We start from the raw sequence: 19844 nt of genomic DNA, 5'->3' as shown, positions 1-19844 counted from the left end.
GCGCAGCGATGCGTTGAGCTAACCGGTACTAATGAACCGTGAGGCTTAACCTTACAACGCCGAAGATGTTTTGGCGGTTGAGAAGACAACAATTTTCAGCACTGATTCCGGATTTTCGGGAACGAAAGATTTTACGCTGAGGCAAGGCGGCAAATGAAGGAAAGGAAGGAGCATACTGAAGTATGTGACTGACTTTGCGAATGCAGCCAACGCAGCATCGGTGTAAAAGATTCGTTTCTGGCAACAGAATTTGCCTGGCGGCCGTAGCGCGGTGGTCCCACCTGACCCCATGCCGAACTCAGAAGTGAAACGCCGTAGCGCCGATGGTAGTGTGGGGTCTCCCCATGCGAGAGTAGGGAACTGCCAGGCATCAAATAAAACGAAGGGCCCTGTCGGAAGACAGGGCCTTTTGTTTTATCTGTAGTCTGTCGGTGAGCACTCGTTGCGCAGCAACGGCCCGTAGGGTGGCGGGCAGGACGCCCGCCATAAACTGCCAGGCATCAAACAAGTGAAGAAGCCCGTCCGTCAGGACGGGCTTCTTTGCGTGTGCGGTAACTGTAAAAATGTAGGCCTGATAAGCGCAGCGCCATCAGGCAACCTGCACCGCCGGATGGCGGCTCCGCCTTATCCGGCCTACAGGAATTATCCCGCCTACGAAGCTGGTGCTCTTGTAGAACTGATAAGAGCACAACCCACCCAATCGTTAACGATGAACTATCCTTTACACGTGCTTATATAAGCAGTGAGGATTTTCATTGGCTATCAAACCTTTTAACTACCAGCAAGACTTTTCCAGCATCGACTTCCGCCAGCAGCCTGAATTGTATCAGGTTGGACGAGGCGAGCAGGGGGTGCTACTGGTTGAACCCTACAAAAGCGAAATTCTTCCTTTCTGGCGCTATAAAGATGAAGCATCGGCGATGAAATCCGCAGAACAGATCTACCAGTTGTTCGAAGCTTACCGGCAGCAGGATGATTTCGTTGGTATGGACATGGCGCGTAAATTTATTCAGATGGGATACACCCGCGCCAGGCGATACGCTAACTATAAAGGCGGTAAAAAGTATGCCGAAGACGGCAGCCTGAATACACGGGGTAATGATCCTATTAAGGCCGCGGCGGCAACGGTTTTCAAAGGTTGGTGGGATAAAATTCGTCAGGACGAAGACTATCTGAAACGGAAACGCCAGCATCAGGCACGGTGGGGATAAAAATTAGCAAACAAATAATCAACACTTTATTTACTTTTTGGTCTCGCGTAATCTGAATCTCCAAAATAAAAGGCCGATTAAGCCTGGCAACAAGGAGAACAGTATGGCAGAAATTATTCAGCGTATAGATAAAAACAACGCTGAGGCTCCGGAGATGCGGCGGCGCATATGGGCTATCGTGGGGGCTTCTTCCGGAAACTTAGTGGAATGGTTTGATTTCTACGTCTACTCTTTCTGCTCGCTCTATTTTGCACATATCTTCTTTCCTTCTGGTAATACCACCACTCAGCTTTTGCAAACGGCAGGCGTCTTTGCCGCCGGTTTTTTAATGCGGCCTATCGGTGGTTGGCTGTTTGGACGCATTGCCGATCGACGCGGGCGCAAAGCCTCAATGTTGATTTCGGTGTGCATGATGTGCATGGGGTCGCTGGTGATTGCCTGCTTACCTGGTTACGATACCATCGGCACCTGGGCACCGGCGCTGCTACTTATTGCAAGGTTATTTCAGGGGCTCTCGGTAGGGGGAGAGTATGGGACCAGCGCGACATATATGAGTGAAGTTGCGCTTGAAGGTCGTAAGGGATTTTTCGCGTCGTTTCAGTACGTTACGCTTATCGGTGGCCAACTACTGGCATTGCTGGTCGTTGTGATTTTGCAGCAGGTTCTGGAAGATGCTGAACTTCGTGCCTGGGGATGGCGTATTCCCTTTGCGCTGGGCGCCGTGCTGGCGGTTGTGGCGTTATGGCTACGTCGCCAGCTGGATGAAACCTCGAAGCATGAGACTCGCGCATTAAAAGAAGCCGGTTCGTTGAAAGGTTTGTGGCGTAATCGCAAAGCCTTTTTGATGGTGCTTGGTTTCACCGCGGCAGGCTCGCTGTGCTTTTATACTTTCACCACCTATATGCAGAAATATCTGGTAAATACAGCAGGTATGCATGCCAATGTCGCCAGCGGCATTATGACGGTCGCGCTGTGTGTTTTCATGTTGGTGCAGCCGTTATTCGGCGCGTTATCCGATAAGATTGGCAGGCGCACCTCTATGCTATGTTTTGGCGCGCTCGCGACGCTTTTCACCGTTCCAATTCTCTCCGCGTTGCAGAATGTGACGTCGCCTTATGCCGCATTTGCTTTAGTGATGTGCGCGCTATTGATTGTGAGTTTCTATACCTCGATTAGCGGGATCCTGAAAGCGGAGATGTTTCCGGCGCAGGTTCGCGCCCTGGGCGTCGGTTTATCTTACGCGGTAGCAAATGCGTTATTTGGCGGCTCTGCGGAATATGTCGCGCTGTCGCTAAAATCTGTCGGTATGGAGAGTTCATTCTTCTGGTATGTTACCGCGATGGCCGTTCTGGCTTTCCTGGTTTCGCTGATGTTGCACCGTAAAGGAAAGGGCTTACGCCTTTAGTATCGCGCCATTTGCCAGATAGCGTAACCGGTTGTCGCGCCAGCGACATCCCAGACAAAATCTTTCCAGCTCCAGCCGCTGCCTTCCGGGCGGCTGTCCCAGAGTTCTTTTGAGGCTCCGAGACTCAAAGAAAACATCAGCCCTATCGCTGCGCTGCGGTCAGGGCTTACTCCCTGGTGACGCGCATACTCATTACCGGCTGCCGATAGCATCGCTGATGCTATAAAATGCTGGGCTTTATCCTGACCGCTCCAGTGGTCGTTAGCCAGATGGCTGCACCCGGAGAGAAACAACACCGCAAAAGGAATCAACACGCGCACCAGTTCACTCCTAAGAGAAAACCCCGTACAGGACGGGGCTTCGATTACAGGATACGGCTAATTAATCTGTCGATGCGGATCCGGCGCAGGCGGCGAATCAGTTTACGCACTTTTATCGGATAGTCGGCAATGCTCTGCAGGTCACGATAATGTTTTACGATGGTTGTGTGCGTTCGGATAAGTTCCAGCTCTTTTTCCCGCTGAGGGGCAAGCTCCTGCTTAGGATCGTGGATCAGAATGGCGTTTTCCAGATCCAGACGCCAGGCGCGAGGATTCAGGTTGTTGCCGGTGAGTAGCATCCATTTATCATCTACCCACATCCCTTTCAGATGATAGGTATTGTCGTCATCTTTCCACAGACGCACCACAAGCTGATCGGTATTGACGTAATACTGTAAACGGCTCAGGAAGCGGCGCAGGTTAATCTCATAGAGATAGGGCAGCGCGCCAATGATCTTGAACGGTTCATCTTCCGGAATGTAAAAATCATTCGCGGTTTTATCGCCAACAATGATTTCGACTTTCTTTCCGTCGCGCAGTAGCTGAATAATATTCCGCACCAGTACCGCTGGTAGATTGAAGTAAGGGGTACAAATGGTGAGCTTATGCTCCGCACAGGGCATGAGATGGAAAATGGTTTTGTTCAGCAGACTGGATTTTCCAAGCCCGACCAGCGGCGTAACGGAGAGTTGCTCGTCATTAGCGTCACCCTGAAAATGATATGACGCATCACGCAGCTCCTGACGGTATAAGCGGATATCGTTTTTAATCTCCGGGCTTTTCGGCCGCTGGGTATTATCCAGACGATTCACACCACGGCCATTCATCAGATTTTGCGTCACCCAGTCAAACATGATGTCTGCCATTTGCCGATTGCGAATCAGCTGGTAGCGATCGTAGCGATATTTGTCATGCTGATGGAGATAGACATCGTTCAGGCTGGCGCCGCTGTACAGGACGCTATCATCAATGATAAAGCCTTTAAAATGCAGTACGCCAAGCGCTTCTCGCGTATTAATCGGTACGCCGTAAACCGGGACATCAATGCCGGGGTTTTCCTGCGCCAGTCGGCAATACCAGTCTGCATTGGTATTCGAGGCTGCTGCGCCAATGCGCCCGCGTTGCGCGCGATGCCAGTCGACCAGCACCCTCACGTCCAATTCAGGACGCTGCCGTTTAGCCGCATAGAGCGCGTCGAGTATACCTTTACCCCCATCGTCCTGTTCCAGATACAGGGCAACGATACAAATACGCTGCGTCGCGCTGGCGATTTTCTCCAGCAGTGTCTCCCGAAAAGTAGCAGGAGTATAAAAGAAATCTACATCATCAACTGACTGAGAAATCTTAGGGAGTTGGGCAAGGTGTTGTTGATGTTTATTACGCTTAAATTTTGACAACATCACAGTGCATTTCTTCTCTGTTCATTGAAGGGTCCTCTGTGCTATGCAGACGACATAAGCGAGCAATAATAACATCAGTACCCGTTAAAGTGGTCAACATTTCCAGTACATTACTCACGATTCATCACATTTGGCCAGATTCAGCGTCAATCCCACGATGCCCTCTTCGAGCTGGATATCGACCTGAAATCCCAGTTTTCTGGCCAACGCGACCATGCCGCGATTGTTCGGCATCGTAATACCGTTCAGCCGCTTCAATCCGTGATCGCGAGTATAGGCAATCAATTTCTCCATTAAACGGCGTCCTAAACCCAACCCTTTAAGATCTGAACGCACCAATACGGCAAATTCGGCATCTACGTTGTCAGGATCGGAGATCGCGCGCGTTACGCCGAGGATCTCTTCAGCATTGTCCATCTGCCTCACGGCCACAAAGGCCATTTCTCGATCGTAGTCGATCTGCGTCATGTTGGCTAAATCTTCATGGGTGAATTCGTTGATCTCGCTGAAATAACGGTAGTAAAGATCCTCTTTGGTGACCTGTGCGATGAATTGTCGCAGCTGGGGCTCATCTTCCGGCAGGATCGGACGGAACAGGCAGCGATCGCCATTTTTCATCTCCACCCACTCTTCAAGCTGGTGGGGGTAGGGGCGTACCGCAAGTCGACTTTCGTTATCGCCATCAAACGGGGCAATATCCAGCGTCACATCCAGCGCGGTAAACTCACTGGCGGAAGCCAGCAACGGATGGATATCCAGACGCTGAATTTCCGGGCAATCGACAATCAGGTTTGAAACCTGGACCAGCAATTGGCTTAAACCGACAATATCCAGCGGACGCAGCGCGCTGCGGGCGCGAATTTTCCGCTGTTTAATGCCCTGAATCACCAGATAGCGCGCCAGATTCATGTTGAGCGGCGGCAGCGCGACGACCGCCTGCTCTTCCGGACGCCACTCTACGCCGCCTTCACCCAACATAATCAAAGGACCAAACACCGGATCGTGCTCGACCACCACACGCAGCTCCTGCGCGCCGGCGCGGTTAGCCATGCTTTGTACCAGCAAACCGTGAATCCGCGCCTGCGGCCAGGCCATCTTTACACGATCGAAAATGGCGTTCGCGGCCTGTTGTACCTCGCTTGCGGTTCGCAGGTAAAGCATGACCCCCTGAACTTCAGATTTATGCGGAATGTCGGGCGAGCGTAGCTTGAGAGCTACCGGATAGCCTATCTGTTCGGCGATATGCACCGCTTCAGCGCTGTCGCTGGCAATCCAGGTTGGGAGCGTATGCAGCCCATAGGCGTGTAAAATCGGCTGTACTTCATGGGTATCCAGTGAGGTGGCGCCTTCCGCAATCGCCCGCTGTAACAGATTATGCGCCTCAGCGGTATTGGACGTCAGGTTACTCGGCAACGCTGGCGTTTCCCGCAGTTGCTTCTGGTTACGCCGGTATTCCACCATATGCATAAACGCGGTAATCGTGCCTTCCGGTGTGCGGTAGGTTGGTAAGCCGGCTTCGCTGAATAGCCGTCTTGCTTCCTGAGACGAGAACTCGCCGCACCAGTTTGTCAGCAGCGTAACAAACTTGCCTCTGGGGTGGCGCTTAATCGTCTCGATCAGGGCATGGGCGCTTTCCGTACCCGGCGCGGCAGCGCTGGGAGAGTGGATAACCATAAGCGCGTCAAAATCCTGACTGGCGAGCAGGATATCCAGCGTTTTGACGTAATGTTCGCTGCTGGCGTCATCACACAGATCCAGCGGATTGGCAATATCAATGTGCGCGGGAAGCGCCTGCCGTAGTTGCAGGCGGGTCTCTTCGCTCAACGTCGCCAGCTTGCCGTTACGCGACCACAACTCATCTAACGCCAGCGCGGCAGGCGCGGCGCCATTGCTGATGATCATCAGTCTGTCGCCGCGTAGCGGACGCATATGGCTCAGTGTTTCGACGGCGGAAAAAAGCTCGTGCGTATCCTGGACTCGCAGCAGGCCTGCGCGCTGGATGGCCGCATCCCACGCAGGGTCCATTCCCGCGCTGGTATTAAGTAAACGCTGGGCAGCCGGGCTTCGGCCGCTTTTAATCACCAGAATCGGTTTGTTACGTGAAGCGCTACGGGCGGCGGAAACAAAACGGCGGGCGTCGCTTAACTGTTCCAGGTAGAGCAAAATCGCGCTGGTCTTGCTGTCGCGCGCCAGATAATCCAGTAGTTCATCGACATCAATATCCAGGCTATCGCCCAGCGCGATAAAGTAGGAAAAGCCCATTTCACGCTGTTGCGCCCAGTCAAGAATAGTATTGGAAACGGCGGCAGACTGGGAAATAAAAGCGAGCTTGCCCTGTTTAATCGGGACGGGAGAAAAGCTGGCATTCAGCCCTTGCCACGGCGCGAGGAGCCCAAGACTGTTTGGACCCAGCAGACGCATTTTATAATGCCGGGCACAGGCAAGAAGTTCTTCATGTTGTGACGAGGGAGCAGAAAGGATAATGCACGTTTTACACCCTTTCGCGCCAAGCGCGTCCAGTAACGCCAGGTTACGGCTGGCGTTAGTGCATAAAATAGCCAGATCGGGAGTAAAAGGGAGACTGGCGATATCCGGCCAGGCCATGACGCCTAAAACGGCTTTCCAGGCGGGCGTTACGGGAAGGACGGGGCCATTGAATCCGCCCGCCAACAAGTTACGCATCATCAGGTAACCCGCGCGGTGGGGCTTCATTGATGCGCCAATCACCGCGATCGATTTTGGTCGCAGTAGCGCTTCCAGTCCTTGCTGGCTCATACCGGTTTCCCTTACACAGAAGTGACCGGATAATTTTAAACGCTTTCGCTATTTTATGCTGTGACGTTTCCCGGATGTTGCGTTTTTCCTGCCAGATAGCGCGTTTTAAAACGGGTGAAATGTTCACCTAAACTGGTTGCCGCCTCGGTATCTCCCGCCAGATCTAACAACGCTATGGCGACTTCGGCGGTACAATATTGCCCTTCGGCATGGATTTCACGCAGACGATAAGCTGAAAGACGCGATAAATCGACGGAAATGACCGGCAGATGATCCAGATAAGGGCTTTTACGAAACATTTTACGTGCTTCGGGCCAGGTGCCGTCCAGCATGATAAACAGCGGCGGTTTCCCGGTGGGCGGGGTGGAAATGACCTCGCGCGCTTCGCCGGCGTAGGATGCAGGAAAAACCACTATCGGCTGATAATCCGGATGCTGTACCAGCTCCAGCAACGCCTGCGGCGGCTCGGTACGCGACCACTGAAACGCCGCGGTATCCGGCAAAATATCGGCTATCAGCCGGCCGGTATTGCTGGGTTTCATCGCTTCAGTGTCAAACATGACCAGACAAAAACGGCTTTTCGCCTGAGAAGGCGTTAACGTATCACACAGGCAAGATTTTAGCGGCAGCAGGCAGCGTTGACAGCGGCGAACCCGATTGCCTCTGGCAAGAAAAGGGCGAGTAGCGCGCGCAAGCCGTTCGGCGCGTAACTGAAGGACAGCGTTATTGGTCATAGAAAGCGTTTGCGGAGAAAAACGCTATTGTGGCAGAGGTGAAAACGGGGCACAAGATGCGCCCCGTGGCGTTTACAGCGCTTCGTTCAGCCAGCTGTCGAAAGGCGCTTTAGGCACTGCGCCATTAAGCATATCGACCACCTGCCCATGTTTAAAAATCATAATCGTCGGGATGCTGCGAATACCGAAACGGGCGCTGAGTTCCCGTTCCGCCTCGGTATTCACTTTGACGAAACGGACTTTACCGCTGCGCTCTTCTGCGACATCCTCGAAGATTGGCGCAAAGTTACGGCAAGGGCCGCACCAGGGGGCCCAAAAGTCGATCACCACTGGAAGATCGTCCTTCAACAGTTTGTCCAGCGTTTCGCCGGTCGCATTAATGACTTCTCCGTCAAACAACTCATGACCGCAGCGTCCACATTTTGCCGCGTCCTGAAGCCGATCGTCGGGGATGCGGTTAATGGCCTGACAATGGGTACAAACGGTGTTCATAGCTAACCTCTGAATACGTCGGAAGACGTCCCGCTACGCGCGGGATGTTTCTATAATGTTACATATTATCGAGGAGTCTGTGCTAAACAACAATGTGTTTTATTCAATGAGTACAATAGTCGCAAGCTTTTAAACGAAATCATGGCTAACCGGATGCACATCGGGTAATCTTCGCGCTTCGCGCAGCGCTGGTGGAGAAAAGCATGAACGATGAATTAAAAAACAAAAGCGGCAAAGTCAAAGTGATGTATGTCCGTAGTGATGATGACTCTGATAAACGCACCCATAACCCGCGTACCGGGAAAGGGGGAGGCCGCCCAGCAAAGTCTCGCACTGACGGTGGACGTCGCCCCGCCCGTGATGAGCGAAATAATCAGAGCCGTGACCGTAAACATGAAACTTCGCCGTGGCGCACCGTGTCCCGCGCGCCAGGCGATGAAACGCCTGAGAAAGTCGATCATGGTGGTATTAGCGGTAAAAGTTTTATCGACCCTGAAGTTTTGCGTCGCCAGCGTGCGGAAGAGACGCGCGTCTACGGCGAAAATGCCTGCCAGGCGCTATTCCAGAGCCGTCCTGACGCCATCGTGCGCGCATGGTTTATCCAAAGCGTGACCCCGCGTTTTAAAGAGGCGCTGCGCTGGATGGCGGCGAATCGTAAAGCCTACCATGTGGTGGATGAAGCCGAACTGGCAAAAGCTTCCGGGACTGAGCACCACGGCGGCGTGTGTTTCCTGATTAAAAAGCGTAACGGTACGACCGTTAAGCAATGGGTAAAGCAGGCGGCGGATCAAGACTGCGTGCTGGCGTTGGAAGATGTCGCTAACCCGCATAATCTGGGCGGCATGATGCGTAGCTGCGCGCACTTCGGCGTGAAGGGCGTGGTGGTACAGGATGCGGCGTTGCTGGAGTCCGGCGCGGCGATTCGTACTGCGGAAGGCGGGGCGGAGCATGTCCAGCCGATCACTGGTGAAAGCATTGTTGACGTACTGGATGACTTTCGTCAGGCGGGGTACACCGTGGTGACGACGTCCAGCGAACGCGGTCAGGCGCTCTTTAGTACGACCCTGCCGGAAAAGATGGTGCTGGTCTTAGGCCGTGAATATGACTACCTGCCGGAAGCGGCGCGCGAACCCGACGATCTGTGCGTGAAAATTAACGGCACCGGGAACGTGGAAAGCCTGAATGTGTCGGTTGCGACAGGCGTACTGCTCGCCGAGTGGTGGCGACAGAATAAAGCGTAAGGGCTGCAGCCCGGTGACGCAACGCGCGCCGGGCCAATGATGTACTTCCTACCGCCCGGTCAGACAAGGCGCTTTCGCGCCGTTATCCGGGCGATAAAACGGCGAGTCGCCAACGTTATTCACTCTCAGCCGGTAATACTGGCGTCCAGTCGATAGTTTTCTCGCCGTGTTGTTCCAGCCATTGGTTCGTTAGCGCAAAATGGTTACAGCCAAAAAATCCGCGGTGCGCAGAGAGTGGCGAGGGATGCGGAGCTTTCAGAATATGGTGGCGTTGTGGATCAATAATCGCGCCTTTCTTCTGGGCGTGCGAGCCCCACAGCAGGAAGACAACCCCTTCGCGGTGTTGGTTAATCAGGCTTATCACTTTATCCGTAAAGGTTTCCCACCCCAGGCTGGCATGAGAATGCGCCTGGCCTGCCCGTACCGTGAGCACCGTATTCAGTAACAGTACGCCCTGGCGTGCCCAGCTTTCCAGATAACCGTGCGCGGGGCGAACAAAGCCGGGAATGGAGGCTTCCAGCTCTTTGTACATATTCACTAATGACGGCGGGGGAGCGATCCCAGGACGCACGGAAAACGCCAGACCATGTGCCTGGCCGGGGCCGTGGTAAGGATCTTGTCCCAGGATCACCACCTTAACGTCGCCCAGTTCCGTGAAGCGAAAGGCGTTAAACACATCTTTTTGCGGCGGGTAGACCGTGATACCCGACTGACGCTCGCCAGCAACAGTGTGAAGCGTATTGATAAAGTAAGGTTGCTGTTTCTCATCAGCCAGCACATCGTGCCAGGTTAACTCAGTCGCCATCTCGCTCTCCTGCGAATTTCCAGTTCCCTTAGCTTAACTGCTTCTTTCTGCGGTGCAAAATCCTGCGTGCTACAAAAACGGTTACCTACAAAAGATAGTTGAAAGTTTATGTAAAAAGTTTATAGGTCTGAATGGTGTAAGTTGATGTAAAACAATAAATTCCCTTCATCACCCTTTTTATGGTGTGGTTTTTATTGATTTAAATCAAAGAATGAAGGGTGATCGAAGGGTATATATACACTCAAGCAACAATGGTTTTACCAATTGGCCGGGATTAGGCCGACCGAAATCAAATAATTTTGCCTGGGGAGGCATCACATGATTACAGGTATCCAGATTACTAAAGCCGCTAACGACGACCTGCTGAATTCCTTCTGGCTGCTGGACAGCGAAAAAGGCGAAGCGCGCTGCATCGTTGCAAAATCCGGCTTTGCTGAAGATGAAGTTGTGGCTGTCAGCAAACTGGGCGAGATTGAATACCGTGAAATTCCGATGGAAGTTAAACCGGAAGTACGCGTTGAAGGCGGTCAGCATCTGAACGTTAACGTTCTGCGTCGTGAAACTCTGGAAGACGCGGTTAAGCATCCGGAAAAATACCCGCAGCTGACTATTCGTGTTTCTGGTTATGCGGTGCGTTTTAACTCCCTGACGCCGGAACAGCAGCGCGACGTTATCGCTCGTACCTTTACCGAAAGCCTGTAAGGCTTATCCGGTAATAACAAGCGGAAGAGGCCGGGCCTTTTCCGCTTTTGTTTTATTTGGGTCAGTAAAAAATCCGCACCGCGCAGTACACCAGCAGTAACGCCAGAATGATATTTAACTGGCGACCATAATGGCGAAACGCCCGCTGAAACAGATGTCCCGCCAGCGCCCAACACACATTACCGAACGTGCCGATCAATGCCAGCAATATACTGACGCCGATGACCCAGTTCAGCGCCTGCGTTTGCGGTAAAACAAATGTAGACAGAGCGGTAATGCCGTAAAGAATAATTTTGACGTTCACAAACTGCAGGCCAAAGCTTACCCAAAAGCCAACCGGTTTTGGTCTGGCGTTCTCATCCGCCGCTGGACTGGTGGCAATTTTCCACGCCAGCCACAGGATATACGCAGCCCCCACCCAACTGAGTAAATGAATGATTGCCGGATCGATAACCGCAAGGGAAAACGCGATCCCGGCGCACAGCAGCATGACGACCAAAAATCCCAGACTCATACCTGCCAGTACACGAATACTCTGCCGAAAACCATGTGCAGTTGCTGCGCTAAGCGCGAGAATATTGTTTGGGCCGGGGGTAAGGGCGGTGATTAATGTATAAGTCCAGAAAGCGCTTAAAAGCATCGGTGTCACTTGTCATCTCCTCTGTTTTAGCAGACAGTACCCGATATGAAATATTTAAAAAAATGAATGTTTTTTAATTCTGAATTCGAGATTTTCGATAGGTTGGTGGTTATGGATCTGCGTCGGTTTATTACGCTGAAAACGGTAGTGGAAGAGGGCTCGTTTCTACGGGCTTCGCAAAAGCTGTGCTGTACTCAGTCGACGGTAACTTTTCATATTCAACAGCTTGAACGTGAGTTTTCCCTGCAACTATTCGAGAAAATAGGGCGCCGAATGTGCCTGACCACTGAGGGGAAAAAGCTGATGCCGCATATCCATGAACTGACGCGTGTGATGGAGTCGATTCGTGAAGCCGCAAGACAGGATGCGGAACCCGGCGGAGAGCTGCGCGTGGCGACAGGTGAAACCTTACTGGCGTACAAAATGCCGCAGGTTTTACAACGCTTTAAGCTGCGAGCGCCGAATGTCAGATTGTCGCTACAATCGCTGAATTGCTATGTGATACGTGATGCGTTGCTGAATGACGAGGTCGATCTGGGCGTTTTTTATCGCGTAGGCAATGATGACGCGCTCACGATGCAGCAACTGGGGGAGCAGTCGCTGGCGCTGGTGGCCTCTCCACTGCTACAGGATGCTGATTTTACGCAGCCAGATCAGCATATCCCCTGTAGCTTCATCATCAATGAACCGCAATGTGTCTTCCGCCAGCTGTTTGAAAGTACGCTACGGCAGAGGCGGATTACGCTGGAAAACACCATTGAACTGTGGAGTATTGAAAGCATTAAACAGTGTGTGGCTGCTAACCTGGGCATCAGCTTTTTACCACGATTTACCGTTGAACGAGAACTTAGTACCGGTCAGTTGAAAGAGCTGCCGTTTGGCGCGCCGTCGCTATCGATCATGGCGCTGTGCGCCCATCATGCCGGGAAAGCGGTCAGCCCGGCAATGCAGATATTTATGCAGTGTATGGAGGCGTGTTTTACCGTGGAAGATAAAAAAATGCCGGGTTAACGAACCCGGCATTATCATCACTCTTCGCTGGATTGCTCCTGCATTTTTGTACCGCTTGGCTTGCGGCGCTTACCGATATTTTTTGTATCGCGGTGACGTTTCTTCACGCGCGGCTTCTCTTTTTCTTTCTCTTTTTTCTTCTCGGCGCGTTTCGCCAGTACTTTTTTCGACGGTTTGCCGGTCAGCTTTTCGCTGGGCGCACGCGTGGTCGGGCGAAGCTCATCAATGACGCGCGCTTTTAGCGGCTCTTCGATGTAGCGACCGATTTTCAGCAGCAACAGATGGTCGTGGGCTTCTACCAGCGAGATTGCAGTGCCTTTGCGGCCAGCACGGCCTGTACGACCAATGCGATGCAGATAGGTATCGCCACTGCGCGGCATGTCGAAGTTAATGACGTGGCTGACGTCAGGAATATCAATCCCGCGTGCCGCGACGTCGGTCGCGACCAGCACGTTAACGCGACCGTCGGTGAGACGCTTAATACCTTCGTTACGTTTGATCTGCGCCATCTCACCTTCAAGATAGCAATTGTTGATCCCTGCCAGACGCAGCGTTTCAGCCAATTCATGGACGCGTTCACGTTTACGTACAAATACGATAGAACGGGTTGCATCGTCTTGTTTTAACAGGTGCTTCAACAGCGCAACTTTATGTTCGAAATTGTCGGCACGGTAGTACCACTGGTGAATTTTCTTACGCTCGCGGGTTGACGGATTGGCGGAAACCTCAACCGGGTCTTCCAGCAGGCGCTCGGCAAAATCTTTAATCGCATCGCCTTCCAGCGTGGCGGAGAACAGCATCGTCTGTTTACGCCAGCGGGTCTCACCAGCGATATGTTCAATGTCCTGAGCGAAGCCCATGTCGAGCATCCGGTCAGCTTCGTCAAGGATCAGTGTTTCAACCGCCCGGCAGTCAAAGTTCTCTTCTTTTATATATTGCAGCAGACGGCCCGTCGTGGCGACCACGATATCCTGGTTTTCGCTAAACACTTCAGCATGGTTCATATAGGCCACGCCGCCGGTAATCGTGGCGATATCCAGATGAGTATGCTTAGCCAGTTCACGAGCGTGATCGGCAACCTGCATTGCCAGTTCGCGGGTTGGCGTCAGGATCAGAATGCGCGGCGGCCCCGATTTTTTACGCGGAAAGTCGAGCAGGTGCTGCAACGCCGGCAGCAGATATGCCGCCGTTTTACCGGTGCCTGTCGGCGCAGAACCGAGTACATCACGGCCATCGAGCGCAGGCGGAATGGCGGCAGCCTGAATGGCGGTCGGGCGAGTGAAACCTTTATCCTGGAGGGCATCCAGCAGGCTTTCGTCGAGTTCAAGTTCGGAAAAAGTCGTTACAGTCATGTTCTACCTCTGTGTGGGGCGCTGATTATAGACGTTACGGCCGCAATCTTCATCTGTTTGTATGGATATCCCTTCTCAGGTATTGTTTTCACTCGGCGCTGTCGCCGTTTTTTGCAAGGTTGTTTTTACATGTCTCAGTCTGGCTCCGTTCTTCGTCGTAACGGATTTACGTTTAAACAGTTTTTTGTCGCACACGATCGGTGTGCGATGAAAGTGGGAACTGACGGTATTTTACTCGGGGCGTGGGCGCCGGTCGCGGATGTAAAGCGAATTCTGGATATCGGTACTGGAAGCGGTCTGCTGGCGTTAATGCTGGCGCAGCGGACGGATGACAATGTGCCTATTGACGCCGTGGAACTGGATGCCGGGGCTGCCATGCAAGCGCAGGAAAACGTGGCTCACTCTCCCTGGCCGCATCGAATAACGGTGCATACTGACGATATTCAGCGTTGGGCGCCTCGCCAGACGGTACGCTTTGATCTTATTATCAGCAACCCGCCTTATTACGAACCCGGTGTGGAATGCGCCACGCCGCAGCGGGAGCAGGCGCGTTACACCGCTACGCTGGATCACCAGACGTTATTGGCTATTGCGGCGGATTGTATTACCGAAGATGGCTTTTTTTGCGTAGTCTTGCCGGAACAAATAGGTAACGCTTTTACGCAGCAAGCGCTCAACATGGGATGGCATTTGCGATTACGTACTGACGTTGCGGAAAACGAAGCGCGCTTGCCGCACCGGGTTTTGCTCGCATTCTCCCCGCAAGCCGGAGAGTGCTTTAGCGACAGATTAGTAATTCGCGGGTCAGACCAGCATTATTCTGAAAGTTATACGGCGCTGACCCAGGCATTTTATCTGTTTATGTGAGGCGTTAACGGCGAAAGGATCGATGGGCCTGATTCAGCCAGTTGTTGCGGATAATCCAGCGTAAAGTGCAGCCCCCGGCTCTCTTTACGCATCATCGCGCAACGTACAATCAGTTCGGCCACTTGCACCAGATTGCGCAGCTCCAGCAAATTATTCGAGACGCGAAAGTTGGCGTAATATTCGTCAATCTCTTGTTGCAACATAGTAATACGCCGTAGGGCGCGCTCCAGCCGTTTCGTCGTGCGCACAATGCCCACATAGTCCCACATCAGCAGGCGCAGTTCATGCCAGTTATGCTGAATCACCACCCGCTCATCGGCGTTCTCCACGCGGCTTTCATCCCAGGCGGGAAGGACGTCAACGCTGTGGACAGAAGGCATTCGCCTGTCGATATCCATTGCTGCGGACCAGCCGTACACTAAGCATTCCAGCAACGAGTTGGACGCCATACGGTTAGCGCCGTGCAGGCCGGTGTAACTGACTTCGCCAATGGCATATAAGCCGTCTACATCGGTACGACCATAATCATCGACAACCACGCCGCCGCAGGTATAGTGCGCGGCAGGAACAACGGGAATCGGTTCTTTGGTTAAATCCATCCCCAAATCGAGCAGTTTCGCATAGATCATCGGGAAGTGCTGGCGGACAAAATCGTCAGGCTTGTGGCTGATATCGAGAAACATACAGTCTGCGCCGAGTCGTTTCATCTCATGGTCAATAGCGCGGGCGACAATATCGCGCGGCGCCAGTTCGCCGCGTTCGTCAACGTCCGGCATAAACCGTGAACCGTCCGGACGTTTAAGGTATGCGCCTTCGCCGCGCAGCGCTTCGGTAAGGAGAAAATTACGCGCCTGCGGGTGATAAAGGGCGGTGGGATGAAACTGGTTAAATTCCAGATTAGCGACCCGACAGCCTGCGCGCCAGGCCATCGCGATACCGTCGCCGGAGGAAATATCCGGGTTAGTGGTGTATTGATAAACCTTTGAGGCGCCGCCGGTCGCCAGCACCACCGACTTCGCATGACAGGTTTCAACCCACTCTTTATTGCGATTCCAGATCCAGGCGCCGACGACCCGGCGAGGCCCTGGCAGACCCATTTTATCGGAGATAATTAAATCAACGGCGTTGCTGCGTTCCAGCACCTGAATATTAGGATGATTTTGCGCCCGACTGACCAACGTGGTTTCGACTTCCTTTCCGGTAGCGTCAGCGGCATGAAGGATACGGCGATGGCTATGGCCGCCTTCACGCGTGAGATGATAGCTCTCCTTGCCGTTTGGCTGGACATGCGTATCAAACAGCACGCCCTGATCGATAAGCCACTGCACGCAGGTACGAGCGTTGCTGGCGACAAACTCCACCGCGTGGCGATCGCAAATTCCGGCGCCGGCAATCAGCGTATCTTCGACATGCGACGCAATACTGTCGGTTTCATCAAACACGGCGGCAATACCGCCCTGCGCATAAAACGTGGAGCCCTCGCTCACCGGCCCTTTACTCAGGACGATAATCTTATGTTTTTCAGCCAGACGCAGCGCCAGCGAGAGTCCGGCCGCGCCGCTGCCGATAATTAACACATCACAGGACAGTTCAGGAGTTGTCATCATGGTTCTTGTTTAATTTACTAAACATGGTTGCGGCAGATTAGCACTATATGGCGCTAAAAAGCACGTGATGATTTCGCTGGTGTTGTGTTTATTAAACATAAAATAAAAATACGGCGAGAGATAAACGGCAAAAAATATTTTATAGGGCAGGGTGTTAGCGTCGGATTTTGTAGTGAAATAAAGATGCTGTTAGGTTACTCTGCAAACGACGAAATGGGCATTTCTGTACAGATAGTGCGTTGTTCAGCATCTGTAGACTTATAATGGAAGATAAGACCTGTCTACAACATGACAAACAAAAACAAATGCGTAACGGAACTTTACGAAACATAGACACTCTAACCTGTTGCTTGCTCATAGTGCGGCTTATGGAGTGGCGTTTCGAAAGCGCGTGGAAATTTGGTTTGGGGAGACATTACCTCGGATGAGCGAGCAGTTAACGGACCAGGTCCTGGTTGAACGGGTCCAGAAGGGAGAGCAGAAAGCCTTTAACTTACTGGTAGTGCGCTACCAGCATAAAGTGGCGAGTCTGGTTTCCCGCTATGTGCCATCGGGCGACGTTCCCGATGTCGTACAGGAATCATTTATTAAGGCCTATCGCGCGCTGGATTCTTTCCGGGGGGATAGTGCTTTTTATACCTGGTTGTATCGTATTGCGGTCAATACCGCGAAGAACTACCTGGTTGCGCAGGGGCGTCGTCCGCCTTCCAGTGATGTAGACGCGATTGAAGCAGAAAACTTTGAAAGCGGCGGCGCGCTGAAAGAAATTTCGAACCCTGAGAACTTAATGTTGTCAGAAGAACTGAGACAGATAGTTTTCCGAACTATTGAGTCCCTCCCGGAAGATTTACGTATGGCAATCACCTTACGGGAGCTGGATGGCCTGAGCTATGAAGAGATAGCGGCTATCATGGATTGTCCGGTGGGGACGGTGCGTTCACGTATCTTCCGGGCGCGGGAAGCTATTGATAATAAAGTTCAACCGCTTATCAGGCGTTGACGATAGCGGGATACTGGAAAAGGTATTAGGCATGCAGAAAGAAAAACTTTCCGCTTTGATGGATGGCGAAACGTTGGATAGTGAGCTGCTCAAAGCGCTTACGCACGACCCGGAAATGCAGAAAACCTGGGAGAGTTATCACCTGATCCGCGATTCAATGCGGGGGGATACGCCTGACGTTCTCCATTTCGATATATCCGCTCGCGTGATGGCCGCTATTGAAAACGAGCCAGTACGTCAGGTGTCGCCATTAATCCCTGAGGCCCAACCCGCTCCGCAGCAATGGCAGAAAATGCCGTTCTGGAAAAAAGTGCGTCCGTGGGCGGCGCAGCTTACCCAAATGGGCGTGGCGGCGTGCGTTTCACTTGCAGTTATCGTCGGTGTCCAGCACTATAATGGGCAATCTGAAACATCCCAACAACCTGAAACGCCGGTTTTCAATACCCTGCCTATGATGGGGAAAGCCAGCCCGGTAAGTCTGGGAGTGCCTTCTGAAGCAGCGCCTGTCGGCAGTCAGCAACAGCAGGTACAGGAGCAGCGTCGTCGCATTAATGCCATGTTGCAGGACTATGAACTGCAGCGCCGACTGCACTCCGAACAGCTTCAGTTTGAGCAGGCGCAAACCCAGCAAGCCGCGGTACAGGTGCCAGGAATCCAAACTTTAGGAACGCAATCGCAGTAATGAAGCAACTTTGGTTTGCCATGTCCCTTGTGGCGGCTAGCCTGTTCTTCTCAGTAAACGCCTCGGCCGACCCTGCGTCCGGGGCGTTATTGCAGCAGATGAACATCGCCAGTCAGTCACTGAATTACGAGCTGTCATTCGTCAGCATCACGAAACAAGGCGTTGAATCTCTGCGTTATCGACACGCACGCCTGGATAGTCGCCCGCTTGCGCAATTGCTACAGTTGGACGGTCCCCGCCGGGAGGTCGTACAGCGTGGTAATGAAATCAGTTATTTTGAACCGGGCCTTGAGCCGTTCACCCTGAACGGTGATTATATTGTCGATTCTCTGCCTTCCCTGATTTACACCGACTTCAAGCGCCTGGCGCCTTACTACGACTTTATTTCCGTCGGACGCACCCGTATCGCAGACAGATTGTGCGAAGTTATCCGCGTTGTGGCGCGCGATGGTACGCGTTACAGCTATATCGTCTGGATGGACATGGATACCAAACTACCGATGCGCGTTGATCTGCTGGATCGCGATGGCGAGACGCTGGAGCAGTTCCGCGTTATTGCGTTCACGGTGAGCCAGGATATCGGCAGCAACATGCAGGCGCTGGCGAAGGCGAATCTGCCGCCGCTGCTTTCTGTTCCCGGTGGCGAAAAAACGAAATTTAACTGGAGTCCATCCTGGGTACCGCAAGGCTTTAGCGAAGTTTCCAGCAGCCGTCGTCCGTTGCCGACGATGGATAACCTGCCTATCGAATCGCGGCTTTATTCTGACGGTCTGTTTAGCTTTTCCGTCAATGTGAACCGGGCGACGCAAAACAGCAGCGATCAGATGCTGCGCACCGGGCGCCGAACGGTTTATAGCAGCGTTCGCGACAACGCGGAAATCACCATTGTCGGCGAGCTTCCGCCGCAAACGGCGAAGCGCATTGCCGACAGTATCAAATTCAGGGCAGTACAATGATTAAAGAGTGGGCAACCGTTATCTCCTGGCAGAATGGTCAGGCGGTGGTGAGCTGCGACGTTAAAGCGTCATGCAGTAGCTGCGCCTCCCGTGCGGGATGCGGCAGTCGCGTGCTGAATAAATTAGGGCCGCAAACCACGCATACCATTGTTGTGCCAAGCGCGGAGCCGCTGGCGCCGGGGCAGAAAGTCGAGTTGGGCATCGCCGAAAAAAGCCTTTTAGGTTCGGCGTTGCTGGTCTATATGTCGCCTTTAGCGGGGCTATTTCTTTGTGCGGCGCTTTTTCAGATGCTGTTTGGATCTGACCTTGCCGCATTAAGCGGGGCCGTGCTGGGCGGCGTGGGCGGTTTTCTGGTTGCCCGCGGCTATTCCCGAAAACTGGCGGAGCGCGACGCCTGGCAGCCGGTGATTTTAAACGTTGCCCTCCCGCCGGACCTTGTTCGCGTCGAAACTACCTCAATCGAAACGCGCCAGTAAACGTTTTGCCCAACGGTACACCTGCCGCGTTGGGTTGTTGTCCCGATAAGCATGCGCTTTTCCTGCGTTGCGGTGTTTTACAGGAAAAAAGCGAGGCGTTTTCCAGTTCCCGTTCTCCTTACACTATGAACATTTCCTCGCCTTAGCGTTGTAGTGTAGAATGCGGCG

Annotated in this window: 20 protein-coding genes and 1 rRNA gene; 12 read left to right on the top strand and 9 right to left on the bottom strand. The window is 52.9% G+C overall.

Translation table 11 applies throughout. From position 1 onward, the window contains the following. Positions 1 to 253: 253 nt before the first annotated feature. The 3 genes from rrf (at position 254) to NAZ64_RS16610 (ending at position 2616) form a co-directional block, all read left to right on the top strand. Positions 254 to 369: ribosomal RNA gene (gene rrf / locus NAZ64_RS16620) — 5S ribosomal RNA — on the top strand. 386 nt (positions 370 to 755) lie between these two features. Then, positions 756 to 1211 carry a DUF4385 domain-containing protein gene (locus NAZ64_RS16615; protein WP_000985653.1) on the top strand — a complete coding sequence of 152 codons (456 nt, stop codon included), beginning with the start codon at positions 756 to 758 and terminating at the stop codon, positions 1209 to 1211. 103 nt (positions 1212 to 1314) lie between these two features. Continuing rightward, positions 1315 to 2616 (top strand): MFS transporter, encoded by a 1302-nt coding sequence (locus tag NAZ64_RS16610; protein WP_000807818.1) that lies wholly within the window; start codon positions 1315 to 1317, stop codon positions 2614 to 2616. On the opposite strand, the gene NAZ64_RS16605 is transcribed toward NAZ64_RS16610, so the two are convergent. The 5 genes from NAZ64_RS16605 to trxC all read right to left on the bottom strand — a co-directional run bounded on the left by NAZ64_RS16605 (position 2613) and on the right by trxC (position 8337). Next, positions 2613 to 2936, bottom strand: coding sequence for a YfiM family lipoprotein (locus NAZ64_RS16605; RefSeq protein ID WP_001264466.1), 324 nt, complete (start codon positions 2934 to 2936; stop codon positions 2613 to 2615). The genes NAZ64_RS16610 and NAZ64_RS16605 overlap by 4 nt on opposite strands. A gap of 44 nt (positions 2937 to 2980) precedes the next feature. Next, positions 2981 to 4336: a CDP-diacylglycerol--serine O-phosphatidyltransferase gene (pssA, locus tag NAZ64_RS16600; protein WP_000949286.1), complete on the bottom strand. Its 1356-nt coding sequence runs from the start codon at positions 4334 to 4336 to the stop codon at positions 2981 to 2983. Positions 4337 to 4450: 114 nt separating this feature from the next. Beyond that, the gene (gene pat, locus NAZ64_RS16595; protein ID WP_115285759.1) at positions 4451 to 7111 is read right to left on the bottom strand and encodes a protein lysine acetyltransferase; all 2661 of its coding nucleotides are present in this window, start codon (positions 7109 to 7111) and stop codon (positions 4451 to 4453) included. A 53-nt stretch (positions 7112 to 7164) separates the two neighbouring features. Beyond that, positions 7165 to 7845: a tRNA-uridine aminocarboxypropyltransferase gene (tapT, locus tag NAZ64_RS16590; RefSeq protein WP_220569697.1), complete on the bottom strand. Its 681-nt coding sequence runs from the start codon at positions 7843 to 7845 to the stop codon at positions 7165 to 7167. Positions 7846 to 7917: 72 nt separating this feature from the next. Beyond that, entirely contained in the window at positions 7918 to 8337 is a 420-nt protein-coding gene (gene trxC / locus NAZ64_RS16585; protein ID WP_001098732.1) for a thioredoxin TrxC, read from the bottom strand. A gap of 203 nt (positions 8338 to 8540) precedes the next feature. Here trxC and NAZ64_RS16580 point away from each other — a divergent pair, with 203 nt between their 5' ends. Continuing rightward, positions 8541 to 9578: a tRNA/rRNA methyltransferase gene (locus NAZ64_RS16580; RefSeq protein ID WP_000997372.1), complete on the top strand. Its 1038-nt coding sequence runs from the start codon at positions 8541 to 8543 to the stop codon at positions 9576 to 9578. 115 nt (positions 9579 to 9693) lie between these two features. On the opposite strand, the gene ung is transcribed toward NAZ64_RS16580, so the two are convergent. Continuing rightward, positions 9694 to 10383 (bottom strand): uracil-DNA glycosylase, encoded by a 690-nt coding sequence (gene ung / locus NAZ64_RS16575; protein WP_000179978.1) that lies wholly within the window; start codon positions 10381 to 10383, stop codon positions 9694 to 9696. Positions 10384 to 10701: 318 nt separating this feature from the next. Between ung and grcA the strand changes: the two genes are divergently transcribed. After that, positions 10702 to 11085: an autonomous glycyl radical cofactor GrcA gene (gene grcA, locus NAZ64_RS16570; protein WP_000627811.1), complete on the top strand. Its 384-nt coding sequence runs from the start codon at positions 10702 to 10704 to the stop codon at positions 11083 to 11085. Between the two features lie 61 nt (positions 11086 to 11146). Here grcA and eamB read toward each other — a convergent pair whose 3' ends face one another. Then, positions 11147 to 11734 (bottom strand): cysteine/O-acetylserine transporter, encoded by a 588-nt coding sequence (gene eamB / locus NAZ64_RS16565; RefSeq protein ID WP_000188414.1) that lies wholly within the window; start codon positions 11732 to 11734, stop codon positions 11147 to 11149. A 102-nt stretch (positions 11735 to 11836) separates the two neighbouring features. Here eamB and NAZ64_RS16560 point away from each other — a divergent pair, with 102 nt between their 5' ends. Then, positions 11837 to 12736, top strand: coding sequence for a LysR family transcriptional regulator (locus tag NAZ64_RS16560; protein WP_001535061.1), 900 nt, complete (start codon positions 11837 to 11839; stop codon positions 12734 to 12736). Between the two features lie 17 nt (positions 12737 to 12753). On the opposite strand, the gene srmB is transcribed toward NAZ64_RS16560, so the two are convergent. Then, the gene (gene srmB, locus NAZ64_RS16555; RefSeq protein WP_000219174.1) at positions 12754 to 14088 is read right to left on the bottom strand and encodes an ATP-dependent RNA helicase SrmB; all 1335 of its coding nucleotides are present in this window, start codon (positions 14086 to 14088) and stop codon (positions 12754 to 12756) included. A 129-nt stretch (positions 14089 to 14217) separates the two neighbouring features. On the opposite strand from srmB, the gene trmN reads away from it, so the two are divergent. After that, entirely contained in the window at positions 14218 to 14955 is a 738-nt protein-coding gene (gene trmN / locus NAZ64_RS16550; RefSeq protein WP_000083343.1) for a tRNA(1)(Val) (adenine(37)-N(6))-methyltransferase TrmN, read from the top strand. Here the strand turns inward: trmN and nadB are convergent. After that, positions 14940 to 16562, bottom strand: coding sequence for an L-aspartate oxidase (gene nadB, locus NAZ64_RS16545; RefSeq protein ID WP_024156172.1), 1623 nt, complete (start codon positions 16560 to 16562; stop codon positions 14940 to 14942). The two genes, trmN and nadB, sit on opposite strands and share 16 nt — an antisense overlap. A 263-nt stretch (positions 16563 to 16825) precedes the next feature. Between nadB and rseD the strand changes: the two genes are divergently transcribed. The 5 genes from rseD to rseC are packed head-to-tail and all read left to right on the top strand — an operon-like array spanning position 16826 to position 19676. Continuing rightward, on the top strand, positions 16826 to 16990 hold the full coding sequence (gene rseD / locus NAZ64_RS16540) for a rpoE leader peptide RseD (RefSeq protein WP_014344135.1): 165 nt from the start codon (positions 16826 to 16828) through the stop codon (positions 16988 to 16990). After that, positions 16987 to 17562: an RNA polymerase sigma factor RpoE gene (gene rpoE / locus NAZ64_RS16535; RefSeq protein WP_183049204.1), complete on the top strand. Its 576-nt coding sequence runs from the start codon at positions 16987 to 16989 to the stop codon at positions 17560 to 17562. The genes rseD and rpoE overlap by 4 nt, the downstream gene beginning before the upstream one ends. Positions 17563 to 17593: 31 nt before the next feature. Further along, on the top strand, positions 17594 to 18244 hold the full coding sequence (gene rseA / locus NAZ64_RS16530) for an anti-sigma-E factor RseA (RefSeq protein WP_001168374.1): 651 nt from the start codon (positions 17594 to 17596) through the stop codon (positions 18242 to 18244). Next, positions 18244 to 19200 (top strand): sigma-E factor regulatory protein RseB, encoded by a 957-nt coding sequence (rseB, locus tag NAZ64_RS16525; RefSeq protein ID WP_000812021.1) that lies wholly within the window; start codon positions 18244 to 18246, stop codon positions 19198 to 19200. The genes rseA and rseB overlap by 1 nt, the downstream gene beginning before the upstream one ends. Beyond that, entirely contained in the window at positions 19197 to 19676 is a 480-nt protein-coding gene (rseC, locus tag NAZ64_RS16520) for a SoxR-reducing system protein RseC (RefSeq protein WP_000589049.1), read from the top strand. Before rseB ends, rseC begins: the two co-directional genes overlap by 4 nt. Positions 19677 to 19844: the final 168 nt, after the last annotated feature.

Source organism: Salmonella sp. A1325, assembly GCF_056991255.1.
Note: the sequence above shows the minus strand (reverse complement) of the source record. Positions and strands in the feature narration are given on the sequence as shown.

Excerpts from the sequence above, each read along its gene's own strand:
- trxC (WP_001098732.1), bottom strand. The coding sequence starts at position 8,337 with ATGAACACCGTTTGTACCCATTGTCAGGCCATTAACCGCATCCCCGAC.
- NAZ64_RS16580 (WP_000997372.1), top strand. The coding sequence starts at position 8,541 with ATGAACGATGAATTAAAAAACAAAAGCGGCAAAGTCAAAGTGATGTAT.
- srmB (WP_000219174.1), bottom strand. The coding sequence starts at position 14,088 with ATGACTGTAACGACTTTTTCCGAACTTGAACTCGACGAAAGCCTGCTG.
- pat (WP_115285759.1), bottom strand. The coding sequence starts at position 7,111 with ATGAGCCAGCAAGGACTGGAAGCGCTACTGCGACCAAAATCGATCGCG.
- tapT (WP_220569697.1), bottom strand. The coding sequence starts at position 7,845 with ATGACCAATAACGCTGTCCTTCAGTTACGCGCCGAACGGCTTGCGCGC.
- rpoE (WP_183049204.1), top strand. The coding sequence starts at position 16,987 with ATGAGCGAGCAGTTAACGGACCAGGTCCTGGTTGAACGGGTCCAGAAG.
- rseB (WP_000812021.1), top strand. The coding sequence starts at position 18,244 with ATGAAGCAACTTTGGTTTGCCATGTCCCTTGTGGCGGCTAGCCTGTTC.
- trmN (WP_000083343.1), top strand. The coding sequence starts at position 14,218 with ATGTCTCAGTCTGGCTCCGTTCTTCGTCGTAACGGATTTACGTTTAAA.
- NAZ64_RS16560 (WP_001535061.1), top strand. The coding sequence starts at position 11,837 with ATGGATCTGCGTCGGTTTATTACGCTGAAAACGGTAGTGGAAGAGGGC.
- rseA (WP_001168374.1), top strand. The coding sequence starts at position 17,594 with ATGCAGAAAGAAAAACTTTCCGCTTTGATGGATGGCGAAACGTTGGAT.
- ung (WP_000179978.1), bottom strand. The coding sequence starts at position 10,383 with ATGGCGACTGAGTTAACCTGGCACGATGTGCTGGCTGATGAGAAACAG.
- nadB (WP_024156172.1), bottom strand. The coding sequence starts at position 16,562 with ATGATGACAACTCCTGAACTGTCCTGTGATGTGTTAATTATCGGCAGC.
- rseC (WP_000589049.1), top strand. The coding sequence starts at position 19,197 with ATGATTAAAGAGTGGGCAACCGTTATCTCCTGGCAGAATGGTCAGGCG.
- NAZ64_RS16610 (WP_000807818.1), top strand. The coding sequence starts at position 1,315 with ATGGCAGAAATTATTCAGCGTATAGATAAAAACAACGCTGAGGCTCCG.
- grcA (WP_000627811.1), top strand. The coding sequence starts at position 10,702 with ATGATTACAGGTATCCAGATTACTAAAGCCGCTAACGACGACCTGCTG.
- rseD (WP_014344135.1), top strand. The coding sequence starts at position 16,826 with ATGGAAGATAAGACCTGTCTACAACATGACAAACAAAAACAAATGCGT.
- pssA (WP_000949286.1), bottom strand. The coding sequence starts at position 4,336 with ATGTTGTCAAAATTTAAGCGTAATAAACATCAACAACACCTTGCCCAA.